This window comes from Streptomyces sp. NPDC002845 (assembly GCF_053591955.1).
Genome location: NZ_JBSFUU010000143.1, coordinates 1 through 14,225, shown reverse-complemented (window position 1 = coordinate 14,225; position 14,225 = coordinate 1). Strand labels below are relative to the sequence as shown.

The 14,225-nt window shown below is 68.4% G+C and carries 14 protein-coding genes and 1 pseudogene; 7 read left to right on the top strand and 8 right to left on the bottom strand.

Translation table 11 applies throughout. The features are described 5' to 3' along the window. Positions 1 to 483: 483 nt before the first annotated feature. A complete protein-coding gene (locus ACWD3C_RS46430; protein WP_451154516.1) occupies positions 484 to 1,200 on the bottom strand; it encodes a hypothetical protein in 717 nt (238 codons plus the stop codon). 205 nt (positions 1,201 to 1,405) lie between these two features. Here ACWD3C_RS46430 and ACWD3C_RS46425 point away from each other — a divergent pair, with 205 nt between their 5' ends. Beyond that, complete coding sequence (locus tag ACWD3C_RS46425) at positions 1,406 to 1,834, top strand: DUF6300 family protein (RefSeq protein WP_451154514.1); 429 nt, start codon at positions 1,406 to 1,408, stop codon at positions 1,832 to 1,834. A 258-nt stretch (positions 1,835 to 2,092) separates the two neighbouring features. Continuing rightward, on the top strand, positions 2,093 to 3,031 hold the full coding sequence (locus ACWD3C_RS46420) for a hypothetical protein (protein ID WP_451154512.1): 939 nt from the start codon (positions 2,093 to 2,095) through the stop codon (positions 3,029 to 3,031). Between the two features lie 124 nt (positions 3,032 to 3,155). Here ACWD3C_RS46420 and ACWD3C_RS46415 read toward each other — a convergent pair whose 3' ends face one another. From ACWD3C_RS46415 to ACWD3C_RS46395, 5 genes are all read right to left on the bottom strand, one after another. Further along, entirely contained in the window at positions 3,156 to 3,539 is a 384-nt protein-coding gene (locus ACWD3C_RS46415; protein ID WP_451154510.1) for a hypothetical protein, read from the bottom strand. A gap of 67 nt (positions 3,540 to 3,606) precedes the next feature. Beyond that, a complete protein-coding gene (locus ACWD3C_RS46410) occupies positions 3,607 to 3,867 on the bottom strand; it encodes a hypothetical protein (protein WP_451154508.1) in 261 nt (86 codons plus the stop codon). Positions 3,868 to 3,883: 16 nt separating this feature from the next. After that, positions 3,884 to 4,456, bottom strand: a complete 573-nt coding sequence (locus ACWD3C_RS46405) for a hypothetical protein (RefSeq protein WP_451154506.1) — start codon at positions 4,454 to 4,456, stop codon at positions 3,884 to 3,886. Continuing rightward, entirely contained in the window at positions 4,456 to 7,023 is a 2,568-nt protein-coding gene (locus ACWD3C_RS46400) for a DnaB-like helicase C-terminal domain-containing protein (RefSeq protein ID WP_451154504.1), read from the bottom strand. The genes ACWD3C_RS46405 and ACWD3C_RS46400 overlap by 1 nt, the downstream gene beginning before the upstream one ends. A gap of 234 nt (positions 7,024 to 7,257) precedes the next feature. After that, positions 7,258 to 8,400 carry a hypothetical protein gene (locus ACWD3C_RS46395; RefSeq protein ID WP_451154502.1) on the bottom strand — a complete coding sequence of 381 codons (1,143 nt, stop codon included), beginning with the start codon at positions 8,398 to 8,400 and terminating at the stop codon, positions 7,258 to 7,260. 408 nt (positions 8,401 to 8,808) lie between these two features. Between ACWD3C_RS46395 and ACWD3C_RS46390 the strand changes: the two genes are divergently transcribed. The 5 genes and pseudogenes from ACWD3C_RS46390 to ACWD3C_RS46370 all read left to right on the top strand — a co-directional run bounded on the left by ACWD3C_RS46390 (position 8,809) and on the right by ACWD3C_RS46370 (position 12,476). Then, entirely contained in the window at positions 8,809 to 9,783 is a 975-nt protein-coding gene (locus tag ACWD3C_RS46390) for a PIN domain-containing protein (RefSeq protein ID WP_451154500.1), read from the top strand. Positions 9,784 to 9,796: 13 nt separating this feature from the next. Then, complete coding sequence (locus tag ACWD3C_RS46385; RefSeq protein WP_451154498.1) at positions 9,797 to 11,050, top strand: tetratricopeptide repeat protein; 1,254 nt, start codon at positions 9,797 to 9,799, stop codon at positions 11,048 to 11,050. A gap of 148 nt (positions 11,051 to 11,198) precedes the next feature. Then, the gene (locus tag ACWD3C_RS46380; protein ID WP_451154496.1) at positions 11,199 to 11,549 is read left to right on the top strand and encodes a transposase; all 351 of its coding nucleotides are present in this window, start codon (positions 11,199 to 11,201) and stop codon (positions 11,547 to 11,549) included. Continuing rightward, a pseudogene (locus tag ACWD3C_RS46375) lies at positions 11,525 to 12,151 on the top strand (IS3 family transposase); the annotation flags it as partial. The gene ACWD3C_RS46380 and the pseudogene ACWD3C_RS46375, both read left to right, overlap by 25 nt. 46 nt (positions 12,152 to 12,197) lie before the next feature. Then, positions 12,198 to 12,476 (top strand): integrase core domain-containing protein, encoded by a 279-nt coding sequence (locus ACWD3C_RS46370; RefSeq protein WP_451154494.1) that lies wholly within the window; start codon positions 12,198 to 12,200, stop codon positions 12,474 to 12,476. A 125-nt stretch (positions 12,477 to 12,601) separates the two neighbouring features. Here the strand turns inward: ACWD3C_RS46370 and ACWD3C_RS46365 are convergent, their stop codons facing one another. Both ACWD3C_RS46365 and ACWD3C_RS46360 read right to left on the bottom strand, forming a co-directional pair. Then, on the bottom strand, positions 12,602 to 13,807 hold the full coding sequence (locus ACWD3C_RS46365; RefSeq protein ID WP_451154492.1) for an IS701 family transposase: 1,206 nt from the start codon (positions 13,805 to 13,807) through the stop codon (positions 12,602 to 12,604). A gap of 35 nt (positions 13,808 to 13,842) precedes the next feature. Further along, positions 13,843 to 14,130, bottom strand: a complete 288-nt coding sequence (locus tag ACWD3C_RS46360; RefSeq protein ID WP_451154490.1) for a hypothetical protein — start codon at positions 14,128 to 14,130, stop codon at positions 13,843 to 13,845. Between the last annotated feature and the right edge of the window lie 95 nt (positions 14,131 to 14,225).

Genomic DNA, 14,225 nt, shown 5'->3' with positions numbered 1-14,225 from the left:
CCGCCCGCAGACCCGGAAGATGATCACTCATAGCGTGGAATCCGCCACCGAGCGGCCCCTCACCATCCCTGGTCACCGAAATACATCGGAACCCCAGAACTTCTTTACGAAGTACGGGACCAAGGAGGGAATCGTCGTGCTTGGCCAAGTGGCACCGCTCGGCTTCGGCGCCGTGATTGGTGGTAGCGCCAATGTTGCCCTCGCCGCTCTGCACGTGGGGGCCGCTCGTCGCGCATTTGGGCCACCCCCGACGTCGTGGCCTACGCCGAGGCGCGGTACGCCGCTCACGTCCGAGGACTCGCTCGGCTGACCCCCGGTGCTCTTGAAGCGCGCTGGGGCCGACTCCGGTGGCGGAGCCAGCCACGACGCCGAACGCAATGGCCCCTCTGCCGTCGGAGGGCGGGCGCCGTATTCGGAGGCCTCCAGCATGTCGCAACAGATCTGAACGACCGGTGCTGGCATGCCGGGCGTGGATCGTGAGCCCTACGGTCGGTGGTGCTCCCGCCAGGCGCGGCACAGTGCGTTGAACTCCTCCTGGCGTTCGGCAAGGAGGTCCTGGGGCCGCTGCAGGTGGCAGTCCAGGATGTGTACGCCGGCCTGGAAGGGCTCGAAGCCGATCCGCTCCCATACGCGGCTCAATTTGGCGGCGGCTTCGCGATGCTGGGCTTCGGTCAACTCGCGGCCGTCGGCAGATCCGGGCTCGCACGCCACCGCGACACAATCTTGCGAGAGGCGGCGGATGGCGGCACCTGCCAGTACCGGGCCCAGGCCCAGCCCGCGCCACGGTGGTTCCAGGATGACCCGGTCCATGACGAGCAGGTCACCGACGGGGTGCGCGAGCGCGGCCTCGAAGGCCGGCTCCCATCGACCGTCAGCAACGTCCAGCACCACCTCGCCGATGCGGGAGACGTCCCCGGTGTAGGAGTCCATCGCCTCGAAGGGATGGTCCGGGCCGAACGTCCGCACCCGCACGAACGACATCCTGCCCACCGTGACGTCCTGCACCGCGTCCAGCGACTCCTGGTCCATCTCGCTGTAGGCGGCCAGGTCCTCCGCCAGGACGTCCGCGTCGATCCGGGCGGACACCGTCCACACCTCCAGCGTGTTCTCGAACTCGTACGCCTGGACGGGGTGTTCGTGGTGGTAAGCGAGGCTAATCAACGACGGATCGACGGGCAGCTGGGCAATCTGGGGAGCCAAGAGGGTCACCGTGCCAGCGTAGTTCTGTCCGGCCGGCGCATGCCGGGGAACAGCGCGCTCTCACCCCTTCGGCGAGGCTCGCATGCAGCACCCGCGGTTGAAGCACGACGCTGATCTCTTGTGCACATGCGTCTCGCCTCTTGACGTAGGTCACGAATCGGGCAGACCGTGAGCCTCGCGTCTTGCTCTACGGGAAGGGGACCGTATGTCCTTCACCTGGCGATACCTGGTGCGCCCCGACGGCGACTTCTGCCGCATCGGCAACCTCGACGGCAGTCTGGACGACGTCAGCGACGAAGAGCTGGCCCGCCTGCATCCGGCCGATCGTGAGGAGGACCAGCCGGCCCGGCCCTGTTCACGCTGCGGAGGCGACCTCCTTCTGCACTGGCACGGACCCCTCATGACCGGTGTGTGGATGGAGCTCTGCCCGGCCTGCGACGCGCACCGTCCCGCTGCCCGCGCCTTCATCCGCTGGCACCGCGACGTCGACCGCGATCCGAAGGCACTCCCCCAGTTGTTCGAGGACTGGGAGGCCGAGACGATGCAGGCCCACGGCTGGGCCCGCGCTGCCCAGCCCGCACTGCCTCCCAGTCCACCGGCCCCAGCCGGTCTCACTCCGCGCGGACGAGGCTGAACACGTCGCCGTCGGCGCCTTCGCTGATTGTCGATCAGCTCGATCAACTGCCTCGCCGTAGCACACACCGCCACGTCTTGCTCGGGCGAGCTCCCTGCTGGACCGGACCGTGCCAGACTTGTCCGGGACGCGAAAGGCGCGCGGAGACGTCGAGCTGCAGAAGGGCTCACATCCTGCGGCTGGGGTCTGGACAGCGCGGGCCATCAACTCGGGGAACGGGACTGTGGCAGCCGGCTGACCGTGATGGGGGAAGGCGCGATGGCGCAGAGGTTCGAGAATGCCGACGTGCTGCTGGGCCCGGTCAGTGTCCGGTCGGCGGCGTTGTGCCGGTTCGCTGGGCACGTCAACGCGGAACGCAACCCGGCCACCCTCGCTGTGGTCGACGCGGCCCTGGACTTCGCCGAGCAGTTGGAAGGCGTGGACGACGTCCGCGAGTTGCTGGAGCTGTGGAAGCTGGCCCACCTGTGGGGCCACCCGGAGGTTCCCAACTTCGAGCGCCCTCCATTGAGCGAGGCGAACACGGCGGTGGCGGGCCACCTGCAGAACCTGTTGGAACAGTTGCCGCCGGAGCAACTGCGGGAGCTGGGGATCGCGTTGTCGGTGAGCCACGACATGGTGGCGCTGGAGCTGGTGGAGGAGGCGGCGGCCGGACGTCGTGAGTTCCAGGCGATGTCGATGGCGGAGTTCGAGGCCGAGAACCGGTTGAACGATGACCGGGTCGGCGACGCAGTGGACGTGTTGCTGCTGGAAGCCCCCGGCGACTGGCCACCGCTGCAGCGTGCCGCCCTGACGCTGGCCCTGGTGTGGGATGTTGCCGACCTGATCGCGTACGCGGCAGAGCTGTCGACGGTGGACAGGCTGCCCACCCCTCTGCTGTGGCAAGCCCCCGGAACCGACCACATCTGCGCGAGCTCGCGTGTCCCCGTGCCGGGAACCGACCTGCTGGTGTGGACCAAGGTCGACCCGGCGCCGTTCGACGCGCGCCCACTATGGAGCCAGGCCGCGAGGGTCGGCCTATGGCGATGGTCGCTCGACTGGCAACGCGCGGACGGCACGCCCGTGCTCTACTCGGGCGGGCGCGCCCCGAGTATGGCGGCCGCACGTTGGCGAGCCCAATGGGCAACGCAGAACCTGCTCACCGACCCGTATAGGGCCAAGAGCCCCGTGACGGACGATCCACTGGTCGCCCCACCCTGAAAGCGGCCGCCGCGCGCGGATCGCATTCGGAGCAGGCCAGACTGCCAACAGGGTGCGGACTGCATCTCCGTGCAGCGCGAGCAGCGTCCGTTCACGTCTCGGTCCTTCCTCGACGGCAGCCGCGCTACGGGCGACGGTCGGCTGGTGCCGTCGGGCAGGCGAGGGCCGGGAACGCCGCCGTGTGCCCGCCCGCGGTGAACGTGATCGCGGCGGGGCGCTGGGCCCAGAAGGGAGCGACGTCGATGAGGTGATCGCCATGCTCGCGATTGAGGATGCGCAGCCACACCTCCGTGCTGGTGATGCTGGCGCGGTACGCGGTCACGTCCCACGGCTCGGTGGTGAACCCGCAGGTGTCGGCGCGGGCGATCACGGTGTCCGGGGCGTCGGCCGTGGACATGTGCAGGGCACTGCCGTCGTAGACGAGCCGGATTCCGTCCTGGGCAAGGTCTCGTCGCCGGGGGGCCTGGCGCAGGAGGTCGTGCAGGTCCCGGATCTTCAGCTGAGCCATGACCTCGTCCTCTCCCCGAATGCACCGTCGAGCCGACGGAGGTCAGCACATCGATCGCCGGTTCCGCTCATGCCCGCATCCCGTTCAGCTCCAGCATGTCCTCGTCATCACATGCGTGATCGGCGTACGTTGTGGTGTCGTCCTCGAACTGGACCAGGCCCGAGGCACCGCAGTTGTGGCACTGCCATTCGGCGCTCCATGTCACCTCGCCGCCCTGGTCGCACTCGTGGAGGGAGGAGACGCTGTCCTCGTCCTCCCAGATGGCATCACCGGAAGCGCCGCACTCTTCGTGCCGCCACTCCCCGCCCCACGCCACATCCGTGCTCACTGCTCCGCACCTACCTCTACCGGACTTCGACGGAGTACGAGGCGCCGGGAAACTCCCAGCCGTCGGTGCCTTCGCCGATGTCCTCGACGATGACGTCGTCGATGAAGTGGTCCTCGAACTCGTCGTCGGTGAGTTCGCCGGCGAGCCAGAGTTCCTCGATCGCGTCCCAGTTGCCCCGGCTGCCGTCGATGCGCAGGGGCGCGGCGTCCGGGGTGCCGCGCGTACGTTCGTCGTCGCCGGTTTTGACGACACCGCTGATCTCGTACTGGCCGTCTGTGATGTGGTCGGGGAGCGGTTCAGCGGGAACGATGGCGACGTTCTCGTACGCGGTGTGGATGATGTCCAGGTAGCTGCGGCGGACGTTGTACTCGGCGTCGGACAGCCAGTTGACCAGGGTCTTGGTCGTCACATGGAGACCGGCGTCCTCCAGGGCCTGCTGCCCGCGGTGGGTCGCCGTGAGCTGGCTGAGCTGGGCGTGCCAGTGCTTGGCGTTGTACGACGACAGCCGGTGGCGGGGGGTGACCTGGGAGCGCAGGAGGTCGTTGAGGGCGGCGCCCAGGGAGTCGCCGCGGCCTGTGGGGCCGGCCATCAGTCGTCACCTTCGGGGATGATCTCGCCGGGCTTAACGAACTTGGCCTTCACTTCGCCGAAGCCTGTTCCGATCCGGTACGTGGCGGGCGCGGTGCCGTCGGGCGCCCAGAAGACGGCCGCGTCGACGTTGCGCAGGGCGAGGAGCTGGTGGCCTTGCTGGACGGCCCGGAAGGCCACGCTCCAGTGACGGACGGACGCTTCCGCGACCATGCTCATGCGCCAGTCCGGTCGCCAGAACGGGGACCGCTGGGAGGGGCGCTTGGGCCACAGCAGGCGCAGCGCGATGGACAGCCGGGTCTTGTACGCCTTGTAGGGGTCGCCGCCGACCTGGACGAGCTCGGTCCGCGCCTTGCGGGTGGCCTCGTAGAAGGGCTTGAAGAGGGACTCGTTGTACTTTCCGGTCCAGGAGTCGTGAATGGTCGGCATGGCGCCGAGGTGCTTCTCCCGGACGAGTTTCTCCAGCTGCTTGATGTGGGGAGTGGTGACCCACACCCGGCCGCCCTCGTCGGGACGGTCGATGATCCGCCCCAGGGGGTGCGGCATATCGGTGCGGTTCCACTCCGGGATGTCGATGAGATAAATGCCGGCCTTGGTCTTGTCGAACGCGTCGAGCGGACCGGTGTGCAGCAGCTTGTTCGGGGCGAGAGGAACGCCCGAACAGGCGGAGGGGAAGCTGCCGTTGCGGTCGATCAGGCACAGCATGCCCTCGCCGAACGAGTCGGGCACGTCGAGCTTGTCACGCCGGACGCGCTTTCCGTTCGCCCTGACGTGGGGCACGCGGGTGGCGGTGACGTCGGGATGGACCCAGCGCGGCTCACCGTCCATGTGCTCGCTGATCAGCGGCCACGGGCCGCTGTCCCGCTCCTCCTTGCGGATGACCGGGACCGGGTTCATCTTCGAGCGGCCGACCGCGTCCTTGAGGATCTTCAGGGCAGGGAAGACGTGCCCCTCGGGCTCATCCTGCTCATCCCCCGGCTTCAGACCGTCCTCGCCGTCTTCCTCATCCTCCGCCACGTCGTCCTGGGCCTGTCCGGTGTCCGCCGGGGCGTGGACAGGGGCACCGGCAGCAGCGGTCTGATCGGCGCTTCTGGTGGTGTCGGCCGCGGCGACGGACTCGGGGGTGCCGTAGGAGCGTAGCGCGGCGGCGAGGCGGTGACCCTCATGGGTGTCTGGCAACTCCGTTACCGCTGCGGCGGCCTGGAGCAGTGACGGCAGGATCCCCTTCAGTGCTTCATGGTCACCATTGGCGACCGCGGTCCGCCATGCCGCCAGCTCGTGGGTGAGGGCGGCGGGGATCCCCTGGTGGCCGCCGGACGTGTAGGGAAGGGCGGCTTCGGCCAGTTCCAGTGCCGCCGCTCCGCCGGCGGACGCCGAGAGCCCCGGTCCTGCCGGGCTGTCGGCGCGGTCGAGGGGGACGGCTCCGGCGTCGAGGAAACGGGCGTGGAGCAGGTCGGGCTGCAGGTACGCCGAGCCGATCGTGCCGAAGTCGCGCTCCGCGACCGTCACCTGGACCTTGGCGGGGTCCTCGGTCGGCGAGAGCGTCAGCGTGACGTCGGCGTCCAGGAGACCCAGGAGTGCGGGATCGTCGCTGTCCACGATGGCGAGCACCGGCACGTGCAGCGTGCGTGCGAGAGTGGCCAGAACCTGGGAGGCATCCGGGAGACGGCCCCCGGACAGCGGCAGGCGGGCGCTGTGGGCGGCCTGCAGGCGGTCCACGACCACGAGGGCCAGGCCCTCCATGTGCGGGGCGGTCTCCCTGATGTCCTCGGCCGTCAGGTCACTGCCGTCATCGATCATCAGGAGGTCGCCGGCCTGGACGAGCTGGTGGGCGACCTGCTGCTCATGCTCGGTAAGGCGGCCCTGCTTCAGGCGCGGGTAGTCGCCGCCGGTCTCGGCGGAGATGATCCGGCGGAAGATGTCGTCCCGGTTCGGTCCCGAGGCCGCGTACAAGACCATGTCGTGGTCGACAAGCGCCGTCTGCCGTGCGGCCGCCAGCCCCAGCAGGCTTCCGCCGACGCTCGGACGAGCAGCCACGAGCGTCAGCCTGCCCCGCTGTAGACCGCCCGTTGCGGCGTCCAGGCCAGGCAGCCCGAAGGTGGGGCCGTCGGCAGGGCCGTCGGTGAGTACGGACCCGATGGCGTCGCCGAGCGTGGCGAGCCTGCGCTTGCCGCGGTCCTGGTTGCCTTGGCTGTTCACCGCACCTCCTGCGGTCGCCGCGCCGGAGTGCGCGGCCGGGTCGGACGAGAGGGCATCAGAGGAGAGGTCGGCGGGGAGCAGCACGGCGACCGGCGTGGTGTTCCGCAGGAGCACCTGCGGTTGGCCCTGGGCCGCCAGCGTGACGAGGTCACCGAAGTCCCTCTGTGCCGTACTCAGCACGTGGGCGGGGAAGGCGTCGGTTTTCCGGGCTGCCGGGAACCGGTCCAGCGGCGCCAGCAGAGCGCGCACCTTGTGCTTGGTGATCACCGTGGTGCGCCCCTCCTCTTCGACGAGCTTCACCAGCGCGTACAGCTTGTTCCGCGCCGTGGTCGCGTTGATCGCGCCCTCTTCCTGTGGCGACTGGCTCACTCACCCTCCTTGGGAACTCAACTGCCCATCATCATAGCAGTATTCACCTAGTTAACTGACGAAGTCACTATGTTTTTCAGAATTCTCACTCACTATTGGTGACTCTATGGTGTGTGGGTTGACAGGACGGGGTCCCCAGCCGATCAGTAGCGGACAGCAGGAAGGCCGGGACCACCGGCCCCGGCCTCCGCTCCGCACCGTCCGCAGACGATCACACCCGCCGAACCGGCGGACTCAGCCCCCCGTCGCCGACTCCTGCTCCTCGGACTCCTCCTTGTACCCGACGTGCCCGATGGCGGAATGGGCCGTGCTCAGCCTGCCGTGGAGCGCCCCCGCGAGATCCTTCGCATTGCCGGAGGCCTCCGTGAAGCGCTGCAGAACGTCGTCGAGAGGCTCGCCCCGGGAGTCGCTCCTCAGCAGGTCCTTGTCCTCCAGGCGCTGCACGGAGGCCTCGATCAGCTCGATGGCGGTCCTCATCTCACCGGCGCAGCGGGTGAGATAGCTGTGGACGCGGTACGCCTCCAGCGGGTACTCAATACCGCGGTCCTGGAGGGCACGCACGAGTTCGACGAGGGAGCGGGCCGCGCCCTCCGCGTGCTGTTCGATGTTCTCGGTCATTGATCCGGTTCTCCTCGGAGAGTGCTGGTCACGTGGTACGCATCCGGGCGCCGCTCCCAGTGCGGCTGGTCGGGCAGGAGGGTGGCGTCCAGGAACCGGACGATGCCGAGCAGGACGCTGCCCGCCTGGTTGGCCTTCTCCAGCGAGGCCGGAGAAGTCGACCACCGTGCATGGACCGGATTCCTCGTGATCGCCGCCCGGGGCGTTGATTTCGAGGTGCGACGCGTCCTTCGCTCCGGTGTCCTTGACGCGCATGAGGCCGGAGTGCTTGTTGCCGTAGAACGTCCACAGACCCAGCGCTTCCTCCAGGAGCGCCGCTCGGTCTTCTGGGAGCAACAGCTCGACGCAGCGGAGCATGATGTGGTCTTTGCCCGGCGCCGACGCCCGGACGACCATGAGGAAGAACTGGGAGACGTCGGAGGTGAGGCCTCCCCCGTCCGGCTCCTGGGCCTCATGCAGGCTGTAGACGGTTCCGGTCAACACCGCGAGCACGATCGGGTCCTCGTCGAGGAGCTTCGCTGCCAGGGACGCCTGACACGGCGCGCACTGCTCGATGCGCGCGGCGATCAGCGCAGACGCGGTCCGCATGTCCGGGGCCGCGTCGACTCCCCATCGGAGGGGCTCGGCCGGCTGGAGGTCCCCATCGGAGGGGCCCCTGGTGTGCTGATGGAGAGTGCCGGCCTTGGCGGCGGTGTACGCGACGCCTCTGCTCCGACTTGTTTTCCGCGCCCGGCTCTTACGGCCGTGGCCCTTGGTCATGTCTCATCTTCCCGCGCTCGGCCCCATGATCCGATGCGCGCGACGAAGAGCGGCATGCGGAAGGCTTCAAAAGCTGTACAGCCGTTGGGAGTTGCTGGACGCATCGCACTGATGCGCACAGTCCGAACCCCGTGATACGGGGCCCGCGGGCACCTCTGCCGTCATGCGCCCCGGTCATGGGCCAGGCCGCTGGCTTGGGCCGATGCGACGGCCACTGCTCCGCAGCCTACCGGTCCGCGGGCCGGCCCCGGAACCGATGACCGAAAGTGCCCGCACTCAGCTGAACCGGCGGTGTGGCCAGGCACCTTGTCGGTCTTCGGACTCGTCGAGCGCAGCGGGCGGGAGCGCGACGTGTGGACTGCGGAAAATCCGTGCACCGCTCTCCGCGCGCGGGCCTACGCTCCCGTCATGTACAGCAGCGTCTACGACCGCCCGCTTAGTGACGGCTTCCGGGTCGGGGTGTTCGACACCTCCGTACTCACCCAGGACATCACGGCCACGCTCAAGCGTCGCCGGCCGTCCTCCATCCTGGACGGGATGCGTTATGGGACGCTGCGCGGCTTCATCCCTCACTACGTGTGGGCGGAAGTCCCGCGCGTACTGGCCGACCTCAAGAACGAGGGACGTACCTTCGACCTCGCCGCAGCGGAGCGGCTGTGGTGGCGCCAGTACATCCCCCTTCTGCACGTCGTCTGCGTCAACGGACTGCCCATGACCCCGGCTGCCGACAAACTCGCCCAGGAGGACCTCAGCGACGTCGGCATCCTGCAGTTGGCCGGCGTCCTCGCCCCCGTGGTGCTGTTCGCCGCCGACCCCGACCTGATCCGCCACGATGTCGCCGCACGGGACTGGGGCGCCCTGCGGGCCCTGCTCGGGAAGATCGGCGCAGCCGAAAGAGCCGTACGGAGCAGCACCACCACGGTGGACCTGTCCGGCCGCTCCCTGCTCGCGACGGCCCGCCTGGCGCGCGCCCACCCGCTGGCCACCGGCGCCCTGGCGGCCGCCGCCGGAATCTACGCCTATCGCAACCGCACTCGGCTACCGCAGGCCCGCACCACGCTCTCCCGCCTCGGCATCGAGGCCTTGAAGGCCTGGAGCGAACCCTTCGACCGGCACGAACGGCACACACGCACTTGGACGGACGCCGAACGCGGCACCGCAGGAGACGACGTGCTCTCCCTCATCGCCCGCCTGCTCGCCCGGGCACCCGCGCCGATGACCCGCACCGACATCCTCGCGGCCCTCCCCCACGCCGTGCGAGAACCTCACCGTCGGCAGATGGACGGACTCGGCCGACTCCTGCACCGCGTCCCCGCCTTCCACCAGCCCACCTCCGGCAAAGGGCCGCGAGGAGCAGATCGCGGCCCGCTCCCGGCTTCTTGAGTGCTACCGAACCATGGCATCCGCCGCCAGCTCGCACCTCACCCCCGATGCCGGCAGTCCGCCCTCCCTGCTTTTCACCAACTGCGAAAAGGCGCTGGAGTGGCTGGAGAACGAGCGGGCCAACCTGGTCGCCACCGTCACCACCTCTCACGAGACCGGGGCCGCCGCCACGGCAGCCAGCCTCGCCTTCAGCCTGGCCGGGTTCTTCGAACAGCGCCGGTACTTTGCCGACTGGACCGCCGTCACCGCCACCGCGCTCGCCATCCTTCAGCAAGCTGGCGACCACCAGAGCGCAGGCCGGGCCATGGTCAATCTCGGCATCGCCCAGCGGGAGCTGCGGCAGTTCGACGCAGCGGTCCTGCTCCTGCAGACGGCTGCCGATGCCTTCGCCGAGGCCGGAGATCGGCATGGCCGCGCCAGGGCACTGGACGCACTCGGCGTCGCTCGACGGGAGATGCGGCAGTACGACGAAAGCATCGACGCCCACACCGAAGCCGCGGCCATCTTCAAGGAAATCCAGGATCTCCGTGGCCAGGCACGGGCCCTGAACAATCTCGGCGCCGCCTGGCGGGAGAAGCGGCAGCCCCACAAAGCCCTCCCCATCCTGCGCCAAGCCCTCAGCCTCATGCGGACCATCGGTGATCGCCGCGATAAAGCCAAGGTACTGGTCAACCTCGGTGCCGCCCTGCGGCAAACCGAACAGTGGGAGGAAGCCATCACTTTGTACGAGGAGGCCATTCCTCTCCTCCACGAGGCGCACGACCGGCACGGCGAGGCCCAGGCCCGACACAACCGCGGCGATGCCCTGCAGCAAGTGAAGAGATTCTCCGAGGCCATCGATGAGCACCGCCGAGCAGCAGACTTCTTCCAGAAGGCCAAGGACTATCACCATCTGGCTGGGGCACTGGCCAGCCTGGCCGGCGCCTACTCAGGGGATAAACAGCACACGGCCGCAGCAGAGATCTCCACTCAGGCGGTGGAGATCCAGCGGCAGCTCACGCAAGCCGACCCCGCGGTCAATGCACCGGAACTCGCCCGCACTCTGTGCCTGGCCGCCTGGGTCCGGCTCAACGGACAACACGACCTTGAAACCGCGCTGACCATGGCGGAAGAGGGCGTTGTGATCTACCGCGAACTGGGCGCCGAAACCTCGCCTGTCCTCAGCGTCCACTTCCACATGACACTGGGACTCCAGGCAGACATGCTCGACCTGCTCGGCCGCCACCAGCAGGCCGACGCCATCCGCCGCGAGGGCCTGCACCCATGAGAGAACCGGGAGTACGGCGGCTGACGTTGGCTCAGCGAGAGCCGGGCTGTCCGGCTGCACAAGTCGTCCAGAGCAGCACTGCGTGGACGGGAGCCCTGACCATCCCCTCGTAGCGTGGAGCCCGTGATTGCAGGGGAAGTTGGGATTCATGGGGTCCAAGAAGAAGCCGCCGTACGATGCCGAGTTCCGTGAGGGCGCGGTGCGCATCGTGGTCGAGACCGGGAGGTCGGCCGGGGACGTCGCCGAGGAGCTCGGCATCAACCCGGGCACGTTGCACAGCTGGGTGTCGCGGTGGCGGCGCAACGGGACGACGTCCTCGGACCGGCCGGTACAACCGACAGCCGCCAGTGGCAGTGGGGGTGGCGGTCGGGTGCGGGAGGCCGAGCGGGCCGAGCTGGAGCGGCTGCGCCGGGAGATCGGGGAGAAGAACAAGCGGATCCGGGAGCTGGAGATGGAGCGTGATGTCTTCAAGCGATGCATGGCCCTCTGGGTGAAGTGACCGAGAACGCTCCGGGGGCGGTGGTCGCCTTCATCGGTAACCAGAGGGTCGAGCATGGCGTCCCGCACCGGGTGTCCTGCCGGGTGGCCGGGGTGAGCGAGGCGTGGTTCTACAAGTGGCGCCGACGCCCCGACGAGCCGACGAAACGCGAGGTCAGGAGGGCGAGGCTGGAGGAGCGGATCATTCACTTCTTCACCGGGTCCGGCGGCACCTACGGCTCGCCGAGGATCACCTTGGATCTGTGGGCGGAGAACTGGAAGGTGTCGGTGAACACCGTCGCGGAGATCATGGCCGAGCTCGGTCTGCAGGGCCGCGAACCGCCCAGGCGGCGGTCGCTGACCCGGCAGGGCAAGCGGAAGGCCGCTCCTGATCTGGTGAATCGCCGTTTCGACGCGGTGGCCCCGGACGTGCTCTGGTACGGGGATATGACGGCGATCGAGACCGGTGAGGGCAAGATCTATCTGGCCACGGTCCTGGATGCGTTCTCGCGCCGTTGCCTCGGCTACGCCATGGGCGAGCACCATGACGCGGCCCTGGTCGGAGCGTCGTTGAAGATGGCGACCGCGACGCGTGGCGGCCGAAGGGACGGGACGATCTTCCACAGTGACAGGGGAAGTGAGTACACGTCAGAGGCGTACAACACCCTGTGTGACCGCCTGGGGCGTGGTGCAGTCCATGGGGCGGGTGGGGCCGGCGCTGGACAACGCCGCCGCGGAGTCGTTCAACTCGCTGATCAAGGTCGAGTACATCCACCGGCACCGGTTCGCCACCCGCACCGAGGCCCGTCTGAAGATCGCCACCTGGATCACCGGGTTCTACAACCCGCGACGCAGGCACAGCGCGGCCGGCGGCCTGCCGCCGGAGGAGTTCGAACGGACCATCACCGAAGCACGCAAGAAGAGCGACCAGAGGTGCCAGGCCGCATAGGAGAGGTCTCTACGAAACCACAGAGCTTGGTCATGGTCCTCGATCAAGGCTGGTGAGGACATCAGGTTTGCGGTGGCAGGCGGGGCAGCGCCACAGGGAGCCGATCAGCGTGGTCTGGAACAGAATCACGATCTTGTACAGGCTGAGGTTGTGCCCTCGCCTTTTGGGTTGAGCCGGTGCTCCAGGCAGAACAGGTGCGCGGCGGAGACGAGCGTCACGTGGTGGTGGAAGCCCCGGTAGGTTCGGCCCTCGTAGTCGCCCAGTCCGAGGGCCTGTTCCATCTCGCGGTAGTCGGTCTCGATGCACCAGCGGCTCGTCGCGTGCCTGACCAGCACCGTGAGCGGGGTGTCCGCGGGCAGGTCGGTGATCCAGGAACGGAAGACGTCCCCGCTGTGCTTGCGCTTCCACTGGACCAGCAGGGTGCGCCGGGGCAGGAGCCGGTCGGCGGTGGACGCGACCTGCTCGCGCTCGATGATCCCGGCGATGTGCACCGGGATGGCGACGAACCAGCCGGACCGGGCGGGATGATGAGTTGTCTTCGGACGGTAGACGAACCTGCGGGCCCGGTAGCGATGATCCGCGGCGACCTGGTCGACGGTGATGCTGGGGCGCCTGCGCGCCCAGGCGGTGACCGGGGCCCCGGTGGCAGGCAGGACCACCGTATGACCCGTTACCGCCAGCAGCCAGCGGATGCCCCGTGCGCTCAGCCCGGTGCGGAAGGCGACGTTGGTGCCGTAGTCGCTGTCCGCGACGATGAGCGGCGGGGCCAGGCCCCACTGGTCGAGATCGTCGAGCAGGTCCAGGGCGATCCGCTGTTTGGTGCGGTGCGCGATCTCCGGCGGTATTCCCGCCTTCGCGCAGCGTGCGCGGTCCTCGGCCCAGCTCTGTGGCAGGAACAGCCGCCAGTGCAACGGCGACGACCCACGGCGCGAGACGGCGTGCACGGACACCGCGACCTGGCATAAGTGCTGTTCGCGCTCGCCGCAGTGCTGCACGATCGCGCCGGCGGTGCCATGCCCGTAGCGGACGAAAGGGTGATCGTCGATCAGCCAGGCCGACGGCCGCAGCACCCGGTCCGCGCGGGCCGCCACGCGCCGCATCACCTCGCAGTAGTCCCAGGTGGACTGGGCAACGAAGTGGCCCAGGTTCTGCCGGGGGATGCCCAGACGCTCCGCCATCGGCTCCACCGACTTGCGCCTGCCGTCCAGCATCAGCCCGCGCAGATACTGCTGCCCATGACCCCGTTGGCCCGCATAGGCCAGGTAGGCGAAGACATCGCCCGTGAACTCCCCGAGATCCGCGTTCAGTTCCTCGACTGCCTGTCGGTCCATACCCCACCGTCCTACCAGCAGGCATGGTCAAGCAGCTACTTCACCGATTGGTCGAGGACCATGACCAAGCTCTGTTCGAGGGGATTGACATCCTCGGCCTCCTCTACGGAGAAGTCGGCGGTGCTTCCGGTCCCGGCCTCGACAGCGCGCGCCATGTGATCGTCAATATCCGCATCTAGGAAGTCTGCCGGGCCATCGGACAGGAACTGAACTGCACACCGCCCGCTCTCGACCTGAAGTCGCTGCACACCTTTCTCGACGACTTCACCCAGGCAGACCTGCGTGATGCCGATCTGAAGGGCATCGACCTCGCCGGAGTCCACTGAGTGGCGTGCATCGTGAAGTCGCAGGTCACGGGTCTGGTGTGAGTGACGATTCGGGGACTCGTGCCGGTCGGCGGCTATTGTCTATGCCGTAG

What these genes read in the sequence shown, in the direction of transcription:
- ACWD3C_RS46425 (WP_451154514.1), top strand. Translation starts at nt 1,406, where the DNA reads ATGTCCTTCACCTGGCGATACCTGGTGCGCCCCGACGGCGACTTCTGC.
- ACWD3C_RS46420 (WP_451154512.1), top strand. Translation starts at nt 2,093, where the DNA reads ATGGCGCAGAGGTTCGAGAATGCCGACGTGCTGCTGGGCCCGGTCAGT.
- ACWD3C_RS46415 (WP_451154510.1), bottom strand. Translation starts at nt 3,539, where the DNA reads ATGGCTCAGCTGAAGATCCGGGACCTGCACGACCTCCTGCGCCAGGCC.
- ACWD3C_RS46405 (WP_451154506.1), bottom strand. Translation starts at nt 4,456, where the DNA reads ATGGCCGGCCCCACAGGCCGCGGCGACTCCCTGGGCGCCGCCCTCAAC.
- ACWD3C_RS46395 (WP_451154502.1), bottom strand. Translation starts at nt 8,400, where the DNA reads ATGACCAAGGGCCACGGCCGTAAGAGCCGGGCGCGGAAAACAAGTCGG.
- ACWD3C_RS46390 (WP_451154500.1), top strand. Translation starts at nt 8,809, where the DNA reads ATGTACAGCAGCGTCTACGACCGCCCGCTTAGTGACGGCTTCCGGGTC.
- ACWD3C_RS46385 (WP_451154498.1), top strand. Translation starts at nt 9,797, where the DNA reads ATGGCATCCGCCGCCAGCTCGCACCTCACCCCCGATGCCGGCAGTCCG.
- ACWD3C_RS46380 (WP_451154496.1), top strand. Translation starts at nt 11,199, where the DNA reads ATGGGGTCCAAGAAGAAGCCGCCGTACGATGCCGAGTTCCGTGAGGGC.
- ACWD3C_RS46365 (WP_451154492.1), bottom strand. Translation starts at nt 13,807, where the DNA reads ATGGACCGACAGGCAGTCGAGGAACTGAACGCGGATCTCGGGGAGTTC.